Source organism: Burkholderia sp. BCC0506, from assembly GCF_902833145.1.
Taxonomy (GTDB): Bacteria; Pseudomonadota; Gammaproteobacteria; order Burkholderiales; family Burkholderiaceae; genus Burkholderia.
In genome coordinates, this window is sequence record NZ_CADFEN010000018.1 from 1 (window position 1) to 18,767 (window position 18,767).

The 18,767-nt window shown below is 67.1% G+C and carries 15 protein-coding genes and 3 tRNA genes; 9 read left to right on the forward strand and 9 right to left on the reverse strand.

Annotation, left to right across the window (positions count from 1 at the left end; genetic code table 11):
• Positions 1 to 3: 3 nt before the first annotated feature.
• The 5 genes from HWX62_RS30405 to rnr form a co-directional block, all read right to left on the reverse strand.
• On the reverse strand, positions 4 to 1,224 hold the full coding sequence (locus HWX62_RS30405) for an ISL3 family transposase (protein ID WP_175933032.1): 1,221 nt from the start codon (positions 1,222 to 1,224) through the stop codon (positions 4 to 6).
• A 196-nt stretch (positions 1,225 to 1,420) separates the two neighbouring features.
• Positions 1,421 to 2,116, reverse strand: a complete 696-nt coding sequence (rpiA, locus tag HWX62_RS30410; RefSeq protein ID WP_175932424.1) for a ribose-5-phosphate isomerase RpiA — start codon at positions 2,114 to 2,116, stop codon at positions 1,421 to 1,423.
• Positions 2,117 to 2,207: 91 nt separating this feature from the next.
• Positions 2,208 to 3,080, reverse strand: a complete 873-nt coding sequence (locus HWX62_RS30415) for an N-acetylmuramoyl-L-alanine amidase (RefSeq protein ID WP_175932423.1) — start codon at positions 3,078 to 3,080, stop codon at positions 2,208 to 2,210.
• 107 nt (positions 3,081 to 3,187) lie between these two features.
• Entirely contained in the window at positions 3,188 to 3,931 is a 744-nt protein-coding gene (gene rlmB / locus HWX62_RS30420) for a 23S rRNA (guanosine(2251)-2'-O)-methyltransferase RlmB (RefSeq protein WP_175932422.1), read from the reverse strand.
• 148 nt (positions 3,932 to 4,079) lie between these two features.
• Positions 4,080 to 6,560, reverse strand: coding sequence for a ribonuclease R (gene rnr, locus HWX62_RS30425; RefSeq protein WP_175932421.1), 2,481 nt, complete (start codon positions 6,558 to 6,560; stop codon positions 4,080 to 4,082).
• A 250-nt stretch (positions 6,561 to 6,810) separates the two neighbouring features.
• Here rnr and HWX62_RS30430 point away from each other — a divergent pair.
• From HWX62_RS30430 to HWX62_RS30445, 4 genes are all read left to right on the forward strand, one after another.
• A tRNA-Leu gene (locus tag HWX62_RS30430) sits at positions 6,811 to 6,897 on the forward strand.
• A 186-nt stretch (positions 6,898 to 7,083) separates the two neighbouring features.
• Positions 7,084 to 8,073, forward strand: a complete 990-nt coding sequence (locus tag HWX62_RS30435) for an aliphatic sulfonate ABC transporter substrate-binding protein (RefSeq protein ID WP_175932420.1) — start codon at positions 7,084 to 7,086, stop codon at positions 8,071 to 8,073.
• 115 nt (positions 8,074 to 8,188) lie between these two features.
• Positions 8,189 to 8,275: transfer RNA gene (locus HWX62_RS30440), tRNA-Leu, on the forward strand.
• Positions 8,276 to 8,518: 243 nt separating this feature from the next.
• A tRNA-Leu gene (locus HWX62_RS30445) sits at positions 8,519 to 8,605 on the forward strand.
• A gap of 237 nt (positions 8,606 to 8,842) precedes the next feature.
• Here the strand turns inward: HWX62_RS30445 and HWX62_RS30450 are convergent.
• Entirely contained in the window at positions 8,843 to 9,346 is a 504-nt protein-coding gene (locus tag HWX62_RS30450) for an Ohr family peroxiredoxin (RefSeq protein WP_175932506.1), read from the reverse strand.
• Positions 9,347 to 9,697: 351 nt separating this feature from the next.
• On the opposite strand from HWX62_RS30450, the gene HWX62_RS30455 reads away from it, so the two are divergent.
• The 5 genes from HWX62_RS30455 (at position 9,698) to HWX62_RS30475 (ending at position 15,658) form a co-directional block, all read left to right on the forward strand.
• Positions 9,698 to 10,945 (forward strand): ROK family protein, encoded by a 1,248-nt coding sequence (locus HWX62_RS30455; protein ID WP_175932419.1) that lies wholly within the window; start codon positions 9,698 to 9,700, stop codon positions 10,943 to 10,945.
• Positions 10,932 to 12,485: a sugar ABC transporter ATP-binding protein gene (locus HWX62_RS30460; RefSeq protein ID WP_175932418.1), complete on the forward strand. Its 1,554-nt coding sequence runs from the start codon at positions 10,932 to 10,934 to the stop codon at positions 12,483 to 12,485. The genes HWX62_RS30455 and HWX62_RS30460 overlap by 14 nt, the downstream gene beginning before the upstream one ends.
• 40 nt (positions 12,486 to 12,525) lie before the next feature.
• Positions 12,526 to 13,563 (forward strand): ribose ABC transporter permease, encoded by a 1,038-nt coding sequence (locus HWX62_RS30465; RefSeq protein WP_175932417.1) that lies wholly within the window; start codon positions 12,526 to 12,528, stop codon positions 13,561 to 13,563.
• Positions 13,564 to 13,650: 87 nt separating this feature from the next.
• The gene (locus HWX62_RS30470) at positions 13,651 to 14,595 is read left to right on the forward strand and encodes an ABC transporter substrate-binding protein (RefSeq protein WP_175932416.1); all 945 of its coding nucleotides are present in this window, start codon (positions 13,651 to 13,653) and stop codon (positions 14,593 to 14,595) included.
• Between the two features lie 127 nt (positions 14,596 to 14,722).
• Complete coding sequence (locus HWX62_RS30475; protein WP_175932415.1) at positions 14,723 to 15,658, forward strand: carbohydrate kinase; 936 nt, start codon at positions 14,723 to 14,725, stop codon at positions 15,656 to 15,658.
• A gap of 17 nt (positions 15,659 to 15,675) precedes the next feature.
• Here HWX62_RS30475 and HWX62_RS30480 read toward each other — a convergent pair whose 3' ends face one another.
• From HWX62_RS30480 to HWX62_RS30490, 3 genes are all read right to left on the reverse strand, one after another.
• The gene (locus HWX62_RS30480; protein ID WP_175932414.1) at positions 15,676 to 17,406 is read right to left on the reverse strand and encodes a SulP family inorganic anion transporter; all 1,731 of its coding nucleotides are present in this window, start codon (positions 17,404 to 17,406) and stop codon (positions 15,676 to 15,678) included.
• 24 nt (positions 17,407 to 17,430) lie between these two features.
• On the reverse strand, positions 17,431 to 18,057 hold the full coding sequence (locus HWX62_RS30485) for a ParB-like protein (RefSeq protein WP_175932413.1): 627 nt from the start codon (positions 18,055 to 18,057) through the stop codon (positions 17,431 to 17,433).
• 125 nt (positions 18,058 to 18,182) lie between these two features.
• A complete protein-coding gene (locus HWX62_RS30490; protein ID WP_175932412.1) occupies positions 18,183 to 18,725 on the reverse strand; it encodes a GNAT family N-acetyltransferase in 543 nt (180 codons plus the stop codon).
• Positions 18,726 to 18,767 lie beyond the last annotated feature (42 nt).

Below are 18,767 nucleotides of genomic sequence, written 5' to 3' on the forward strand. Positions count from 1 at the left end.
GGTTCATCGAGGATTACCGGGGAACGCGGCGCGAATCTTGAGGAAGAAGTATTCGTCGTCGCGGTACCCGTAAGCTCGACGCTTGATGACCTTGATGGTGTTGTTGATGCCTTCAACGATGCTGGTATTGAGCGGATGGCGGCAGCGAGTCACGATGCCGTGCCAGTAGCCCTGCAAACGCTCGGCGAACTTTTGCAGGGCCGCGATCCCACTTTGCTGAGCCTGCTCGAACCATTGTTCCCAAGCCTTTTGCGCCCAGGCCGGCTTTCGGTAGAACCAGAGCCGCTTGAGCTCGTCGCGTAACACGTAGACGCATAACAGCGACTGATTGGCCGCCAGCAATTCCTTCAGGTGCACGGCCTGATCCGGCTTGAGGTTGTGGCGGTTGCGCAGCAACAGCCAGCGGCTGGACTTCAGAACCTTGCGGGCTGGCTTGTCATGTCGGAGTTGATTGGCCTGATCGACCCGCACCCGATCGATCACTTCGCGGCCGTACTTGGCCACGACGTGGTACAGGTCGAAGACGATTTCCGCCTGCGGACACTGTTCCCTGATTTCGAGTTCATAGGCCGTGGTCATGTCGATCGCGACCGCTTCGATACGCTTGGCTGCGCCTTCGGGAAGCTGTTCGAAGAAGGCCCGGGCCGTCTCACGTGAGCGTCCCGGTCCGATCCAGAGTACTTGCCGGCTGATCGGGTCGACCACCACCGTGGCGTAGCGATGACCTTTATGCAGCGCGAACTCGTCCATCGCCAGATAGCGGATCGTTGACCAATCGGGCTCGCTCACGCGCGCCCGCAGGCGCATCTTGTCGATCGATTTGACCGTGTGCCAGCCCAGATCGTAGAAGGCCGCCACCGCCTGCACGCTGGCCGCTTGCAGCAGTTTCTCGCAAGCCTTGGCGAAGCGCTCCGTCACTCTCTGGTAACGGCCCAGCCACGCCAGCTTCTCCAGTCGCGGGCCGCCGCAGCGTTCGCACCAGACCCGGCGACGAGGCACATGCAACACCACCCGGTATTCGAATAGCGGCAAGTCACGCACCCGACGAACCGTCGTCTCGTGGATCTGCTGGCAGCGTGCCCCACATTGCTCGCAGTACATGATCTTGCTGACCGGCTTTAAATACAGCGACAGCGTACGGCCTTCGCCTTCCGGCCATTCCACACGCTCCAGCCGGTAGCCTGTCCAGCAGCCCAGTGCCTGAAGTGCCTTGCGATCGAGCAATTGCCTCTCCTGACGTCCTTAAAGTCAGGCGTCAGGTTACGCAATTGCTCTCAAACCCTCCACGGTTTCCTGCGATGAACCCAAAAAAAGGCCCGGAAGGCGCGCCGCGCCTGCCGGACCCCGGTTTTATACAAGATTTAAACATTCAATCCGTGACAGCGCTACCGCGCCATTACGGACTGCTTCTCATTCTGATTCAGGCAGCCGGATAAACGATCGTTTCAACGCCGTTTTCCGTGCCGAGCAAGCACAGATTCGCGCCGCGCTCGGCGAACAGGCCGACCGTCACGACGCCCGGCCATGCGTTCACCTGTGCTTCGAAACCGCGCGGATCGGCGATCTGCAGGCCCTTCACGTCGAGGATCTCGTTGCCGTTGTCGGTGATGTAGGGGGCGCCGTCCTTCGTCACGCGCAGCACGGGCACGCCGCCGAGCGCGGTCACGCGCCGGCCGATCGCCGTGCGGGCCATCGGCACGACCTCGATCGGCAGCGGGAACGCGCCGAGCACCGGCACGCGCTTGCTGCTGTCCGCGATGCAGACGAACGTGTCGGCCACCGACGCGACGATCTTCTCGCGCGTCAGCGCGCCGCCGCCGCCCTTGATCATCGCGCCGCCGGCGTCGATCTCGTCGGCGCCGTCGACGTACACCTGCAGCGAGTCGACCTCGTTCAGGTCGAACACCTTGATGCCGTGCGATTTCAGGCGTTCGGTCGTGGCAACCGAGCTCGACACGGCACCGCGATAGCGCGACTTGACGGCGGCGAGCGCGTCGATGAAGCAGTTGGCGGTCGAGCCGGTGCCGACACCGATCACGGCGCCTTCCGGCACGTTCCGGATCACGTAATCGGCGGCGGCCTGGCCGACGAGGCGTTTGAGTTCGTCTTGAGTCATGGGGTGTAATGCTGCGGGATTGCGGAAAACCGCCAGTTTACCGGAGTCGGCGAACGCCCCCGCGTTTTTCGGCGTGCGCGACGCCGCGTACTCAGCGCGTATCGGCCGCCGGTACCGGATCCATCGGCTGCGTGCCGGGGAAGTACTTGTCGAGCAGCGCCTGCGCGATCGCATCGCTTTCCGCGTCCGGGTTGCCCGCGTAGTCGGACGGCCGGAAATGCATCTGGAATGCCGCGAACACGCGCCGCGTGCGCGTATCGAGCACGCCGTCGGTCGGCACGTCGTAGCCGTAGCGGGCGAGCTTGAGTTGCAGCTCGCGCACGTCGACGGGCGCGTGCGGATCGCGGCCCGCGAGCCGCGCGGCGACGCTCGCGTCGTCCGGCCATGCGCCGATGCCGGCTTGCGCGAGCGCATGCCACGGGAACAGCGGCCCCGGATCGATCTTGCGTTGCGGCGCGATGTCGCTGTGCCCGACCACGCGCGTCGGCGCAATCCCGTAGCGCGCGACGATGTCCTTCGACAGGCGCGTCAGCGCGTCGACCTGTTCGGGCGGATACGGCTGCCAGGTGCGATGCTGCGGATCGAGCGGGCCGCGGTTCACGTTCTCGATGCCGATCGATACCGCGTTCAGCTCGGTCGCGCCCTGCCACTCGCTGACGCCCGCGTGCCACGCGCGCTGCGCCTCCGCAACGAGCTGGTAGACGACGGGCCTGCCGCGTTCGACGCGCGGCTGCGGCGGGATCACGTAATGCACGCTGACCGAATCGCCGGTCAGCGTATGCAGCGATTTCGCCTCGTCGCTTTCGGTGTAATGCATCACGAGAAAGCGGACCCGCGAATCGGCACCGCGCGCGTGGAGGCTCGTGTCGGCGTAGTAGGTGCCCCGTTCGACGAGCGACGGCGACGTGCAGGCCGCGAGCAGGCCGAGCACGGCGCAGGAGATGCCGACACGGAACAGGATCATCGTTCGCGAATTCCTGAGAGTCGCGTGCCGCCTTGCGTCGGGGCACGCGTCGTTCGGGTCGTTCGAGGCCCGCGCATCGCGCGCGGGACGGGCGGGGTCAGGCCGGGTCAGCCCTTCGCGCGCCGCTGGCGCACGGCTTCGTACAGGCACACGCCGCTGGCGACCGACACGTTCAGGCTTTCCACGCTGCCGGCCATCGGGATGCTCATCACTTCGTCGCAGGTGTCGCGCGTGAGCCGGCGCATGCCTTCGCCTTCCGCGCCCATCACGAGCGCGACCGGGCCGTCGAGCTTCGTTTCGTAGAGCGTCGCCGGCGCCTCGTCCGACGTACCGATGATCCACACGCCGGCTTCCTTCAGCTCGCGCAGCGCACGGGCGAGGTTCGTCACCGTGATGTACGGCACCGTATCGGCTGCACCGCTCGCCACCTTGGCAGCGGTCGCGTTCAGGCCGACCGCCCGGTCGCGCGGCGCGATCACCGCGTGCGCGCCGGCCGAATCGGCGACCCGCAGGCACGCGCCGAGGTTGTGCGGATCGGTGACGCCGTCGAGCACGAGCAGCAGCGCGGGCCCCTGGATGCCGTCGAGCAACTCGGACAGGTTCTGCGCGAGCGGCATGTCCTCGACGCGCGCGACGACGCCCTGGTGGCGCTCGGTGTGCGCGAGGCCCCACAGCCGCGTTTCGTCGGCCGCGATCAGCCGCACGCCCGCTTCCTTCGCGGCGTGCAGGAACTCCTGCATGCGGCGGTCGCGGCGCGTCTGATCGTACAGCACCTCCGCCACCGTCGATGCATCGTGCCGCAAACGTGCGGTCACCGCATGAAAACCGTAAAGAACCTTCAGACGTGACATGACTGGAACAACCTTCGATCAAACGTGCGGCCGCGCGACGTGCGCAGCCGCGATCCATGGAAAAGGAAAGCGCCGCGTGGCCGGCCGATGACCGGTGACGCGGCGTCTCTCGATACTGCGGGGCGTGCGCGTACGCCGCCCCGAACGCTCAATACTTCTTGCGGGCGCGGGCCTTCTTCGCGGTCGGCTTCGCCGGCACACCGCCACTGCCGCCGCCCTTCTTCTTCGCGGCGGCACGCGCGGCGCGCGCCTCCTTCACCGCGACGCTCGGTGCGCTCGCGGCCTTCTTGCGACGCGGCACGGCCTCCTCCACCGGCGGCAGCGCACGCACGCGCGGACCGTTGCCACTGCCGTTGCGATCGCCGCCGGCAGCCGGCGCGGGCGACGGACGCGGCGCCTTCACCGGCGTATCGCGCACGAGGCGGAAATCGATCTTGCGCGCATCGAGATCGACGCGGCTCACCTGAACGCGCACGCGATCCGACAGGCGATAGCGGATGCCCGTGCGTTCGCCGCGCAGCTCGTTCTTGATCTCGTCGTACTGGAAGTAGTCCGAGCCGAGCTCCGTCACGTGCACGAGCCCTTCGATGAACAGCGTGTCGAGCTGCACGAAGATGCCGAACGACGTCACGCCGTTCACCATCCCGCCGTACTCCTCGCCGAGCTTGTCGCGCATGAAGTAGCACTTCAGCCACGCCTCGACGTCGCGCGACGCTTCGTCCGCACGGCGCTCGTTCGCCGAGCAGTGCAGCCCGAGCTCCTCCCAGATCGCGGTATTCGCGCGCGAGCGGCCGCGCGCTTCGTCGTCGGCCTGCTGCATCGCGCGGGCGCGCGGCGACAGCGCGGTATTGAGTTCGAAACCTTCCGGCGCCTTCGGCACGTACTTCTTGCCGGACAGGATCGCGTAGATCGCGCGGTGCGTGAGCAGGTCAGGATAGCGGCGGATCGGGCTCGTGAAGTGCGCGTACGCCTCGTACGCGAGACCGAAGTGGCCGATGTTGTCCGGGCTGTAGACCGCCTGCTGCATCGAGCGCAGCAGCATCGGCTGCAGCATCTGCGCGTCCGGCCGGTCGCGGATCTGCGCCATCAGCGCCGCGTAGTCGCTCGCATGCGGCTTGTCGCCGCCGCCGAGCGACAGGCCCATGCCGCGCAGGAACGCACGCAGGTTCTCGAGCTTCTCCGGCGTCGGCCCCGCGTGCACGCGGTACAGGCCCGGATGCTTGTGGCGCTTCAGGAAATCGGCCGCACAGACGTTCGCGGCCAGCATGCATTCCTCGATCAGCTTGTGCGCGTCGTTGCGCTGGCGCGGCACGATCTGCTCGATCTTGCCTTGCGAGTTGCAGACGATGTAGGTCTCGGTCGTGTCGAAGTCGATCGCGCCGCGCTTTTGACGCGCGGCGAACAGCGACTTGTACACGCCGTACAGATCCTGCAGGTGCGGCAGCAGATCCGCGCGGCGCGCGGCCTCCGGCCCCTTCGTGTTCGACAGCACGGCCGCGACTTCGGTGTACGTGAGGCGCGCCGCCGAGTGGATCACGGCCGGATAGAACTGGTATGCCTTGATCTCGCCGCGCGCGGTGATCACCATGTCGCACGCGAGCACGCAGCGATCGACCTGCGGATTCAGCGAACAGAGGCCGTTCGACAGCTTCTCCGGCAGCATCGGGATCACGCGGCGCGGGAAGTAGACCGACGTGCTGCGCTCGAGCGCGTCGGCGTCGAGCCCGCTACCCGGCTGCACGTAGTGCGACACGTCGGCGATCGCGACGATCAGACGGAAGCCGTCGCCGCGGCCGACCTTGGTCGGCTCGCAGTACACGGCATCGTCGAAGTCGCGCGCGTCCTCGCCATCGATCGTCACGAGCGGCACGTCGCGCAGATCGACGCGGAAACGCAGATCGGCCGGCCGCACCTTGTCGGGCAGCGCGGCGGCTTCGTCGAGCGCCGGCTGGCTGAACTCGTGCGGCACACCGTACTTGCGCACCGCGATTTCGATTTCCATGCCCGGATCGTCGATATCGCCGAGCACCTCGACGACACGGCCGAGCGGCTGCGAATGGCGGCTCGGGAAATCGGTCAGCTCGACGACGACGACCTGCCCGACCTTCGCCTTCTTCACGTTCTGCGTGATCAGGATGTCGTGGCCGATGCGCTTGTCTTCCGGCGCGACGATCAGCGCACCGTTCTCGTTCAGCAGGCGGCCGATCACGCGCTTGTTCGCGCGCTCGGTGACTTCGACGACATGCCCTTCCGGCCGGCCGCGGCGATCGTAGCCGACGATCCGCGCGAGCACGCGGTCGTTGTGCATCACTTTCTGCATTTCGCCGTTCGGCAAAAACAGGTCGTCCTGGCCGTCGTCGCGGATCACGAACCCGTAGCCGTCGCGATGCCCCTGCACGCGTCCGGCGACGAAGTTCGACGGATGGGTCAGCTGGTAGTGGCCACGCTTGTCGAGGCGGATCTGGCCGTCGCGCTCCATCGCGGCGACACGCCGGAAGAACCCCTCGCGCTCCTGACGCTTGATCGACAGTGCTTCGGCGATGTCGTTGGCGGCCAGCGGCGCGTCGCTCGTACGCAGCACGCCGAGAATTTCTTCACGGCTCGGAATGGGGTACGGATATTTGCTCAAGGGTTTGTCGATGATTGTTCTCGTTGCGTTGACTGATGGTGCACGGCATCAACATAGAGGTGTCCGTCAGACAGTTCTATATTGACGGCGGCGGGTCATTCTATCACCCGCCTTGTGTCGCCAAATGACGGGAATGCCGCCGGCACGCGCGGCGGCGGCCGGTTCGCGATCCCTCGCAAAAAAGTGTTGACAGGAATAATTGGGGCGCTATAATTTCGCTTCTTTGCAGCAAGCAGCTACTGCAAAACGTGCCCAGGTGGCGGAATTGGTAGACGCACTAGGTTCAGGTCCTAGCGGTGGCAACATCGTGGAGGTTCGAGTCCTCTCCTGGGCACCATCTGTTTTTAAAAAGGTCGGCTTCTAGCCGGCCTTTTTTCATTTCAGCGCTCGCATTGCGAGTGCCTGTCCTGGGCGCTTATGTCGGCCGCTCCGATCGATAGCAGAATTTATCGGTTATCAATCGCTCCCCCCGTTGTTACGTTAGCCGCCTCGCTTTCAACGCATCCAACGAGGAGCCTCCTTCATGACGTCGATGAACCGCCGCGCATTCGCACGCACGATGCTGGCCGCGGGCCTCGCTGTCGCCGGTGTCCGCGCGCACGCCGAGAACGCGCCGGCCACACTGCGCATCGGTTACCAGAAGTCGTCGACGCTGATCACGCTGCTCAAGACGCGCGGCACGCTCGAGCAAGCGCTGACGCCGCTCGGCCTTCACGTGTCCTGGCATGAATTCGCAAGCGGATTGCCGCTGACCGAAGCACTCAATGTCGGCGCCGTCGACTTCAGCGCCGACGTGGCCGATACGGTGCCGGTCTTCGCGCAGGCCGCGCATGCGCGTTTCGTGTACGTCGCGCAGGAAGCGCCTTCGCCGAGGGCGCAGGCGATCGTCGTCAAACAGGACAGCCCGCTGCGCACGCTCGCCGATCTCAAGGGCCGGCGGATCGCGGTCACGAAAGCGGCCGGCAGCCACTACCTGCTGCTTGCCGCGCTCGCACGCGCGAAGCTCGCGCCCGCCGATGTGGCGGTCCATTACCTGACGCCCGCGGACGGCCGCGCCGCATTCGAGCGCGGCAGCGTGGACGCCTGGATCACATGGGATCCCTATGTCGCGTCGGTCGACCGGAATCCCGACGTGCGGATCCTGGCCGACGGCAACGGACTCGCGTCGTACCAACGCTATTACCTCGCATCGAGCAGCTTCGCCGCCGCGCGCCCCGACGTCGTCCAGATCCTGTTCGACCAACTGTCGCAGGCCGGCGCGTGGTTGCGCGACCATCCGCAGGAAGCCGCGAACACGCTTGCGCCGATCTGGGGGCTCGACGCCACGACGATCGCACGCGCGAATGCGCGACGCAGCTACGTCGTCCGCGCGGTGGCCCCGCAAAACTTCGGCGAGCAACAGAAGATCGCCGATACGTTCCTGGCGGCTGGGCTGCTACCCGCCCGCGTCGACACGAGCCAGGCGCAGCGCTGGAATTTCACGACGAAGCGCGCGGAGCCGGTCGGCGCGTGAGTAATGGTCGACTGCGCGAGGCGCGCAATATTTTTATCGCCCCGGATGAAATTATGTTGACAGACTCCGCCGGCACGCTACAATAGCGGTCTTCGCACTGCAGCAAGCGAAACGTGCCCAGGTGGCGGAATTGGTAGACGCACTAGGTTCAGGTCCTAGCGGTGGCAACATCGTGGAGGTTCGAGTCCTCTCCTGGGCACCATCTGTTTTTAAAAAGGTCGGCTTCTAGCCGGCCTTTTTCATTTCCGGCGCACAAATCGATATGCGGGCTCGCACCAACCTATTGGCCCCGCCGACATCTCCCCGCGCATCAGCGATGCGTGTGAGCCGTCGCGTTGCACAATCGAGCCGCCTGATTGATATTTTCGTCCGCCCCTCAAATTCTGTTGACAGATTCTTCGGGCACGCTACAATAGCGGTCTTCGCACTGCAGCAAGCGAAACGTGCCCAGGTGGCGGAATTGGTAGACGCACTAGGTTCAGGTCCTAGCGGTGGCAACATCGTGGAGGTTCGAGTCCTCTCCTGGGCACCATCTGTTTTCTAAAAAGGTCGGCTTCTAGCCGGCCTTTTTTCATTTCAAGCCCAGGAAGCAAAGCGCCTGCGCGCTTTGCGCGAGGACTCGAAAGGCTGCGCTTGCAAGCGCAGCCGGGGTCGCGCATGTGTGACCGAGTCCTCTCCTGGGCGCCATCTGTTTTCTAAAAAGGTCGGCTTGCAGCCGACCTTTTTTCATTTCCGCTCCGTAAAGCACGACCCCGCCTTGCCACGCGACTCAGACAACCCCTGTGACGCGTACAGCATGCTGAATCCCACCCCTCGCCATTTTCGCGTACGGACAAATCGCCTCGGTATCGGCAACCAGCGCACGCGCGTCAGCGGTCGCGACGCCCGGCATGCTGACCTCGAGATCGAGCGCGAGCGCAAACAGGCCATCCGCCGGATCGCGCTGAAAGGTCGCGCGAGCCGAGATCGCGAGATCGTCTGGCAAGCGTATCCGGCGCTTCATCGCAACGAGCGCCAGTGCGCCATGAAAGCATGCCGCGAAGCCGGCCGCGAACAATTGCTCCGGATTCGTGCCGCCACCCGCGCCGCCGAGTTCAACAGGCAACCGCAACGACACATCGAGTTCGCCGGTCGTCGAGCGCGCGCGCCCGGACGATCGTCCATGCGCCGCTTCTCCGCCGGTGACGGTCACGGTGGTCGTGTAAAGCGGCAGCGGCTCACTGCCGGTGTAGGGATCGAGCAGCGATATCGAAGGCCGCGTCGGACGATGCATGGACTTTCTCCCAGACAAAGCAGACGCGAGGCAGCGCCGCCGCGCCGCGTCGATTGAACGAGCGACGATGTGGGCGCCCGGTGACCGCTCTCGCCGACATCGTTTTCTCCGAGCTGCCATGACAGATGCAGCCCGACGTGCGATCGTGACCCACGACGGGAAACGATTCCATCAGACGAATTCGAAATTTCCAGCCTTGCTGCGCACCACATCGAAAGCCCGGGCTCCCCGCCCCTCTCTAAACCAAAACCGGGATTTCCCTAGGCTGACAGCACGCCGCTCACGCGGTTAAATAAATCAACGTGATTTATTTAATGCGCCGCCGAGCGGCGCGACATGGAAGGAGACGCCATGAGAAGCCCGCACTTCGGCCAGGGAAGCAATTCGGCCAACGTGCGCCGTTACAACGAGCGCCTGCTGCTGAAGACGCTGCGCCGCGCCGGCAGCGCATCGAAGGCCGACCTCGCCCGTCTCGCGAACATGACGGGCACGGCGGTCGGCAGCATCATCGGCGCGCTCGCCGACGCGAAGCTGATCGAATTCGCTGGCCGCACCGAAGGCCAGCGCGGCCAGCCGGCTTCGCTGATCCGCCTCGATCCGCGCGGTGCGTTCGGCATCGGCGTCCATCTCGACCGCATGCGCATCGAGACGGCACTCGTCAATTTCGCGGGCGACGTGCTCGGCCGCCGCTCGCACGACACGCTGCTTCCGCCGCCTGCCGACGTGCTCGAAATCGTGCGTCACGACATCGACGCGATGCAGGCCCTGCTCCCCGACCATGAACGCGCGCGCCTGACCGGCATCGGCGTCGCCCAGCCGTACAACCTCGGCGCGTGGATGCGCGAACTCGGCCTCGCGCCCGACACCTTCCGCGCGTGGGAAGACGTCGATTTCGCGGCCGACCTCGGCCGCACGCTGTCGCTGCCCGTATTCGGCGAAAACGACGGCAACGCGGCCGCGATCGCCGAACTGTTCTACGGATACGGCCGCCAGTGCGACGATTTCGTCTACCTGTTCATCGGGCCGGCGATCGGCGGCGGCATCGCAATCGACGGCGACTGCCTGCGCGGCGTGACCGGCAATGCCGGCGACATCGCGGTGATTCCGGTGCCGCCGAGCCGGCTGGCCTCCGCGCCGCCGCCGCGCGGCCCCTGGGACATCCTGCTCGCGCGCGCATCGCTGCATGCGCTCGTGCGCCACCTGCGCCATCACGGCGAGACGGTCGAGAACCGCGCCGATCTCGAAGCGTGCATCGCCCGCGGCCTGCCGGCCGTCGACGAATGGATCGACGACTGCGTCGACGCGCTCGCGCCGGCGTTGCGCGCGGTGCTGTGCGTGATCGACGCGCCGGTGGTCGTGCTCGACGCCGACACCGACGCGGGCCTGCTCGACGCGGTCACGACCCGCCTGCGCGCGGCGCTCGTGGCCACCGCGCCCGAAGCGCGCGGCACGCCCGTGCTCGTGCGCGGCACGTTCGGCGCCGATGCCGGCGCGATCGGCGCCGCCACGCTCCCGATGTTTTTCAATTTCTCCCCGCGGGCCGGCATCCTCAAGGGCGCCCGCACCGATTTGCAGGAGGTCCACCATGTCGCGTTCTGAGTCGCCCCGCCCGCTGCTCGAGATGCGCGGGATCAGCAAGACGTTCCCGGCCGTGCGCGCGCTCGACAACGTCAGTCTGACCGTCTATCCGGGCGAAATCCATTCGCTGATGGGCGAGAACGGCGCGGGCAAATCGACGCTGATGAAGATCCTGTCGGGCGCGTACCGCGCCGACGCCGGCGGCGAGATCCTGATCGACGGCGAACGCATCGACATCGACGGCCCGCTCGCCGCGCGCGATGCCGGCGTCGCGGTGATCTACCAGGAGCTGTGCCTGTCGCCGAACCTGACCGTCGCGGAAAACATCTACGTCGGCCGCGAACTGCGGCGCGGCAACCGGCGCTGGGGCACGATCGACCGCGCGGCGATGGCGCGCGGCTGCCAGGACGTGCTGACGCGCCTGGGCGCCCCGTTCGGGCCCGACACGCTCGTCGACACGCTGTCGATCGCCGAACAGCAGCTCGTCGAGATCGCGCGCGCCGTGCACACCCGCGCCCGCATCCTGGTCATGGACGAACCGACCACGCCGCTGTCGTCGCGCGAAACCGAACACCTGTTCCGCCTGATCCGCCAATTGCGCGAGGAAGGCCTCGCGATCATCTACATCAGCCACCGGATGGCGGAAATCTACGAACTGTCCGACCGCGTGTCGGTGCTGCGCGACGGGTCGTACGTCGGCACGCTCGAACGCGCGGCGCTGTCGGCCGAGCGGCTCGTCGCGATGATGGTGGGCCGCGACATCTCGGGCTTCTACAAGAAGGAACACGCGCCGTACGATCCCGGCCACCTGCTGCTGTCGGTACGCGACATCGCCGACGGCGCGCGCGTGCGAGGCTGCAGCCTCGACCTGCACGCCGGCGAAGTGCTCGGCATCGCGGGGCTCGTCGGCGCGGGCCGCACCGAACTCGCGCGGCTGATCTTCGGGGCCGAGCCGCGCGTGCGCGGCGACGTGAAGCTGGGCGAGCGCACGTTCGGCGCGCACTCGCCGCGCGACGCGATCGACGCGGGCCTCGTCTACCTGACGGAAGACCGCAAGCGCCAGGGCCTGTTCCTCGACATGAGCGTGCGCGACAACATCAACATCTCGGTGTGCAACCGCGATGCCCGGCTCGGCGCGCTCGACCTCGCGCGCGGCGCCGAACGGGCGCGCGACGCGATCGCGTCGCTGTCGATCCGCGTGCCGCACGCGAACGTCAACGTCGGCGCGCTGTCGGGCGGCAACCAGCAGAAAGTGCTGCTGTCGCGCCTGCTCGAGACGAAGCCGCGCGTGCTGATCCTCGACGAGCCGACACGCGGCGTCGACATCGGCGCGAAATCCGAGATCTACCGGATCATCAACGAACTGGCCCGTGCCGGCGTGGGCGTGATCGTGATCTCGAGCGAACTGCCGGAGATCATCGGCGTCGCCGATCGCGTGCTCGTGATGCGCGAAGGCGAGATCGCCGGCGAACTCGGCGGGCACACGCATACGCCTATCACGCAGGAAGCGATCATCGCGCTCGCCACCGGCTCGCAGGCTGAACTGGCCGACGCGCACTGACCACGGCCCCTTCATTTCCCTCTTCATTCAAGGTATCGAAATGATCAACCCGACCAAGCAGCGGAACCTCGCTTCCGCGACCGCCCACCCGGTCGCCAACCGTACGCCCCTGATGCGCGGCGCCGATCATCGCGCCCGCATGCAATCGCTGATCCGCACGGCCGGCATGCTGCCGGTGCTGCTGGTCCTCTGCGTCGGCTTCGGCTTCCTGACCGACGGCTTCTTCACGCTGCAGAACCTGTCGATCGTCACGCAGCAGGCGTCGATCAACATCGTGCTCGCCGCCGGCATGACCTTCGTGATCCTGACGGGCGGCATCGACCTGTCGGTCGGCTCGGTGCTCGCCGCCGCGGCCGTCGCGGCGCTCATCGCATCGACCATTCCCGGCTGGGGCTGGCTCGGCGTGCCGTTCGCGCTGGCCGTCGGCCTCGTGTTCGGCGCGATCAACGGCGGACTGATCTCGTTCCTGCGCCTGCCGCCGTTCATCGTCACGCTCGGCGCGATGACGGCCGTGCGCGGCGTCGCACGCCTGATCGGCAACGACACGACCGTGTTCAATCCGCAACTGCCGTTCGCGTTCATCGGCAACGGCTCGATCCTCGGCGTGCCGTGGCTCGTCGTGATCGCATGCGCGGTGATCGCGATCTCGTGGTTCATCCTGCGCCGTACGGTGCTCGGGATGCGCATCTATTCGGTCGGCGGCAACCCGGAAGCCGCGCGTCTGTCGGGCATCAACGTGCGGGCGATCCAGATGTTCGTGTATGCGGCGTCGGGCCTGCTCGCCGGCCTCGGCGCGGTGATGTCGGCCGCGCGCCTGTATGCGGCCAACGGCCTGCAGCTCGGCCAGTCGTACGAGCTCGACGCGATCGCCGCGGTGATCCTCGGCGGCACGAGCTTCGTCGGCGGCGTCGGTTCGATCGTCGGCACGCTGATCGGCGCGCTGATCATCGCGGTGCTGACCAACGGGCTCGTGCTGCTCGGCGTGTCCGACATCTGGCAGTACATCATCAAGGGGCTGGTGATCATCGGCGCGGTCGCGCTCGACCGCTATCGCCAGCGCGATTCCGCCCGTACCTGACACGCTTCCCTCAACCGCTCGACCATCGGGGCGCAGGCAGGTCCTCCTGCGCCCGTTCGCCAACAGACCTCACGGAGACACAACGACATGTTCAAGCACACCGCCGCCCTGACCGCCGTCGCCTGCGCACTCGCCTTCGGCGCGACCGCCGCCCATGCAGCCGACAAGCCGCTGAAATCGATCGGCGTCACGGTCGGGTCGCTCGGCAATCCGTACTTCGTCACGATCGTGAAAGGCGCCGAAGCGCGCGCGAAGCAGCTCAACCCGACTGCGAAGGTCACGGCCGTATCGGCCGACTACGACCTGAACAAGCAGTTCACGCAGATCGACAACTTCATTTCCGCGCACGTCGACATGATCCTGCTGAACGCGACCGACCCGAAGGCGATCGAGCCGGCGGTGAAGAAGGCGCAGGCGGCGGGCATCACGGTCGTCGCGGTGGACGTCGCGGCCGCCGGCGCGAACGCGACCGTGCAGACCAACAACGTGAAGGCCGGCGAACTCGCGTGCGACTACCTCGCGAAGAAGCTGAACGGCAAGGGCAACGTGATCATCGAGAACGGCCCGCAGGTGTCGGCCGTGATCGACCGCGTGAACGGCTGCAAGGCCGTGCTCGCGAAGAATCCGGGCATCAAGCTGTTGTCGAGCGACCAGGACGGCAAGGGCTCGCGCGAAGGCGGGATGAACGCGATGCAGGGTTACCTGACGCGCTTTCCGAAGCTAGACGGCGTGTTCACGATCAACGACCCGCAGGCGATCGGCAGCGATCTCGCGGCGAAACAGCTCAACCGCCCGAACATCGTGATCACGTCGGTCGACGGCGCGCCCGACATCGAGGTCGCACTCAAGTCGAACACGCTCGTGCAGGCGTCGTCGAGCCAGGATCCGTGGGCGATGGCGCAGCAGGCCGTGAATGTCGGCTACGGGATCATGAACGGTCAGAAGCCGGCCAATCCGATGATCCTGATCGAGCCCACACTCGTCACGCGCGACAACGTGAAGACCTACAAGGGCTGGAGCTCCCCGCGCTGATCGCGCCGGCCGCCCGCGTAGGCGGGTGGTGTCAGACCGCGTCGCCGCGCGCGCCGGCCGGCACTGCCCGCCTGTTCAGATCAACCGCTGTACGGCCGCGCGCGACGCCGCGGCACGAGGTTTTCACATGACGACGACGTTTCCCCGCCTGATCGTATTCGGCGAGGCGCTGACCGATTTCATCCGCGACGACGCACAGCACTGGCACAGCGTCGCCGGCGGCTCGTGCTGGAACGTCGCGCGCGTCGGCGCGCGGCTCGGCGTGCCGACCGCCTTCGCCGGCACGGTCAGCCGCGACACCTTCGGCGACGAGCTGATGCGCAAGAGCGCCGACGCGGGACTCGACATGCGTTTCATCCGGCAGGTCGACCGCGCCCCGCTGCTCGCGATGGTCGTGTCGAAGCAGCCGCCCCACTATTTCTTCATCGGCGAGAACAGCGCCGATCTCGCCTTCGATCCGGCCGACTTGCCGGCCGGCGCCTTCGACGCGGCCGACATCGTGCACGTCGGCTCGCTCGGCGTCGTGCGCGAGCCGCTCGCGTCGCGCCTGATCGAACTCGCGCAGGCGGCGCGGGCGGCCGGCAAGCGCATCTCGTTCGATCCGAACTTCCGGGCGCCGATGGCCGCGCCGTCGTATCGCGACACGCTGCGCCGGCTGACCGCGCTCGCCGACTGGATCAAGGTATCCGACGAGGATCTGCGCGGGCTGTTTCCCGAGCTCGACGAAGCGGCCGCGCTCGCGCAACTGCGCGCGTGGGCGCCCGACGCGACGCTGCTCGTCACGCGCGGCGCCGCCGGCATGCAGCTGCTGCATCGCGATACCGTGCTGTTCCAGCCCGCGTTCCCCACCGAGGTGGCCGACACGGTCGGCTGCGGCGACGCGAGCATCGGCGGCTGGCTCGCGAGCCAGCTCGCACGGCCCGATGCGACGGCCGCCGAGCATCTGCGTTACGCGGCCGCGTGCGCGGCCGTCGCCTGCGCGCATGCGGGCGCCTATGCGCCGACCGCCGCGGAAGTCGCCGACATGATCGGTCGCACCGCCGGCGCCGCGCTTTCGCACTAGACCGCGCCGACGCGCCGTCACGCGGCGCGCGTGCCGTCGCCGCCGCCCGGCGGCCTGCCGGCCTGCAGCAGTTGCAGGCTCTCGTCGACGCTCAGCTCCGACATCGCTTCGTCGCGCAATGTATCGTCGGCCGCGCGGCGCAGCGCATGCAGCGCGTGCGTCTTGAGCCGGGCGAGCGCGAGCCGCAGCCCGCGCGCCGCGCATTCGGCCGCGAACGTGCGCAACGATTCGATCGTCGTGCCGTCGACATCCGGCGTTTCCTCGAGACTCAACATCACGGTATGCGCGTCCGGCGCGGCCTTCATCAGCGCCCGCACGCGATTGAGCATCCGGTCCGCATTCGCGAAGAACAGCTGCGCCTCGGGCCGCACGATCAGCACGCCCGGCACCGGCTTCGCATCGGCATGGCTCGCGACGTCGACGAAATCGTGGCTGTCGCGCAGCCGGCCGAGCACGCTGACGTTCGGCTCGGACAGCTTGCGCAGCGTCAGCAGCAGGCTCACGCCGATGGCCGCGAGCAGCCCGTGCAGCACGCCGAGCACGAGCACCGCGAGCAGCGCCGCGATCACGACGAGCCGGTCGCGATGCCAGGCCCAGTACGGCCGGAACACGGACGGATGCAGCGAATGGCTGACCGCGAAGATCACGATGGCCGCGAGCACGGGCTCGGGCGTGCGCGCGAGCTGCGGCAACAGCAGCCAGACGATCAGCGCGACCACGCCGGCCGCCCACATCCCCGCGAAACGCGATTGCGCACCGGCCGCCTCGTTCGCCGACGTCGCCGAATAGCCGGCGCCGACCGGCATCCCGTGCAGCAGGCCCGACACGAGGTTCGCGCAGCCGAGCGCGACGAGGTCGCGGTTCGGCGACACGGTATCGCCGTGCTTCAGCGCGAAGTTGCGGATCGATCCGTACGATTCCGCATACAGGATCAGCATCAGCGCGAAGGCGAGTTCGACCGTCTGCATCCATGCATTGCGGTCGAGATGCGGCAAGCCGAATTCGAGGTGCCGGAAGTCGATATGGCCGACGATCGCGATTCCGTACCGCTGCCAGTCGATCACGTAGCCCGCCGCGATCGACAGCACGATCACGACGAGCGTCGCGGGCACGCGCGAGCGGCGCCCGAGCACGAACAGCAACGCGAGCGCAGTCGCGCCGAGCACGACGCTCGGGAGGTTCGCGTGCGGCGCACCGCTGACCAGATCGAGTGCGACGTGCGGCGCATCGCTGTGCTGCACGGCAATCGCGAGAATCTTCGGCAACTGCTTGATGACGATCGTCAGCGCGAGGCCGAACGTGAAGCCGCGCAGCACGGGTCGCGCGACGAAATCCGACATGCCGCCGAGCCGCGCGGCGCCGGCCAGGATGAACAGCACGCCCGTCATCGCGACGAGCGCCGCCGCGAGCGCGAGCTGCGCGGCCAGCGCCATCCCGGATTCGGCGAGCACGGTCGCGGCGAGCACCGCGGCCGACGACGATGTGGACGACACGATCGCGAAGCGGCTGCTGCCCGTCAGCGCATAGACGACGAGCCCCGACAGCAGCGCGATCAGGCCGGCCTGCGGCGGCAGGTTGGCGAGCCCCGCGTACGCGACCGCCTCGGGAATCAGCAGGCCGGCGATCGACAGGCCGGCCAGCGCATCGAGGCCGATGCGTTGCGAGCGCGGCGCGGGCGGCGCGTCGAGCGCCGCGAAATGGTCCGGATGCTGCGGGCCGGCGTCGGGGCGGATCGGGGCGGTCGTCATGACGCGGTCGGCGCCGTGGGCCGGTCAGGGTTTGACGGCAATCACGCCCGACCAGCCGGGCAGATAGCGCGCGTCCTGGTCGTGCGCGCGACGCAGCGCGACGTCGAGCGCCTTCGCGAAGTTCTTGCGGATCTGGTCGAGCGTCACGTGCTGGCGCAGATAGTCGGCCCACAGGAATTCGCTGAACGGCGTCGCGTCCTTCGCATAGCCGCCGGCCGTGCGCAGTTCGCCGGCGAGGCTGCGGTACGGGTCGTCCTCGAGCCCCGTCAGCGCCTTCGGCAAGTGCGCATAGTCGCGCCGCGAGCCGTCCGCGCCGAACGGATGCACCCACTGGTTGTGTTCCATCATCCGCCAGAAGATCGTGTCGTCGAGCCACGACAGATCCTTCAGCAGCATCGCGTTCACGCGCGACTCGCCCTCCTCGATCAGCGCGAGACCGAGATGGTGGTGATCGGTGATGTAATGCAGCCCGCCCGGGCCGAGCACGGCCGGGAACCAGTGCGATTCGATCGCGGCCTTGCGGGCGCGCTTGTTCAGCGCCTTCCAGTGCTTGCGTTTCGCCTTGACTTCGCGATAGCCGACCGTCATCTGGGTCGGACGCAGCGCGTCGAGCCTGACGGGAATCAGATGAACGTCGTTGCCGAGTGCCATGGTCGTACCCCATGTTGCGAAATTCCGGCAACGATACTCCTGATCCTGCGAGCCGTTAATACGTCACGACCGCGATACACGCCCGGTTGACGATCTCTGACACCTGCCGCATGCACGACGCCGCGCTACGCGCGCAAATCGTCGCGTTCGAGACGATGACGAATGTAAGGAATGCCGTCGTGCACGACGCTCACGCGCCGCATGCCGAGCTTGCGCGCCACGTTCAGCGAGCCGTCGTTGGCCTCCGCGATATCGGCGATCACGCGCGGCAGGCGCACGGTATCGAACGCGTGCCGCACGACGGCCGCCGCGGCCTCGGTCGCGATGCCGCGCCCCCACGTCGCCCGCACGAGCCGCCAGCCGATCTCGACGTCGCGCGACCCGTCCTTGTAGTCGGGAATCAGCAGCATCCAGCCGATGAACACCTCGGGCGCGGCCTTCTCGAAGATCGACCAGTAGCCGAGGCCCGGCGGATAGTCGCGCGTGATGCGGTGCGTGACGAAGCGACGATGCTCGACGGGGTCGTGCCACGGGCCCGCGATGTGCCGCGTGACCTCGGGATCGCGATCCATCTCGATGCACGCATCGAGGTCGGCCAGCACGCGCGGACGCAGCCACAACCGGGCAGTTTCGAGCACGGGCAATGTGTCGACGGAACGGTCGTTCATCTGGACTCCTGATTCGGTGACGATACGCATCGCACGCATTAC

Excerpts from the sequence above, each read along its gene's own strand:
- HWX62_RS30460 (WP_175932418.1), top strand. The coding sequence starts at position 10,932 with ATGTCGCGTTCTGAGTCGCCCCGCCCGCTGCTCGAGATGCGCGGGATC.
- HWX62_RS30435 (WP_175932420.1), top strand. The coding sequence starts at position 7,084 with ATGACGTCGATGAACCGCCGCGCATTCGCACGCACGATGCTGGCCGCG.
- HWX62_RS30485 (WP_175932413.1), bottom strand. The coding sequence starts at position 18,057 with ATGGCACTCGGCAACGACGTTCATCTGATTCCCGTCAGGCTCGACGCG.
- HWX62_RS30475 (WP_175932415.1), top strand. The coding sequence starts at position 14,723 with ATGACGACGACGTTTCCCCGCCTGATCGTATTCGGCGAGGCGCTGACC.
- HWX62_RS30465 (WP_175932417.1), top strand. The coding sequence starts at position 12,526 with ATGATCAACCCGACCAAGCAGCGGAACCTCGCTTCCGCGACCGCCCAC.
- HWX62_RS30450 (WP_175932506.1), bottom strand. The coding sequence starts at position 9,346 with ATGCATCGTCCGACGCGGCCTTCGATATCGCTGCTCGATCCCTACACC.
- rlmB (WP_175932422.1), bottom strand. The coding sequence starts at position 3,931 with ATGTCACGTCTGAAGGTTCTTTACGGTTTTCATGCGGTGACCGCACGT.
- rpiA (WP_175932424.1), bottom strand. The coding sequence starts at position 2,116 with ATGACTCAAGACGAACTCAAACGCCTCGTCGGCCAGGCCGCCGCCGAT.
- HWX62_RS30490 (WP_175932412.1), bottom strand. The coding sequence starts at position 18,725 with ATGAACGACCGTTCCGTCGACACATTGCCCGTGCTCGAAACTGCCCGG.
- HWX62_RS30455 (WP_175932419.1), top strand. The coding sequence starts at position 9,698 with ATGAGAAGCCCGCACTTCGGCCAGGGAAGCAATTCGGCCAACGTGCGC.
- HWX62_RS30415 (WP_175932423.1), bottom strand. The coding sequence starts at position 3,080 with ATGATCCTGTTCCGTGTCGGCATCTCCTGCGCCGTGCTCGGCCTGCTC.
- HWX62_RS30480 (WP_175932414.1), bottom strand. The coding sequence starts at position 17,406 with ATGACGACCGCCCCGATCCGCCCCGACGCCGGCCCGCAGCATCCGGAC.
- HWX62_RS30470 (WP_175932416.1), top strand. The coding sequence starts at position 13,651 with ATGTTCAAGCACACCGCCGCCCTGACCGCCGTCGCCTGCGCACTCGCC.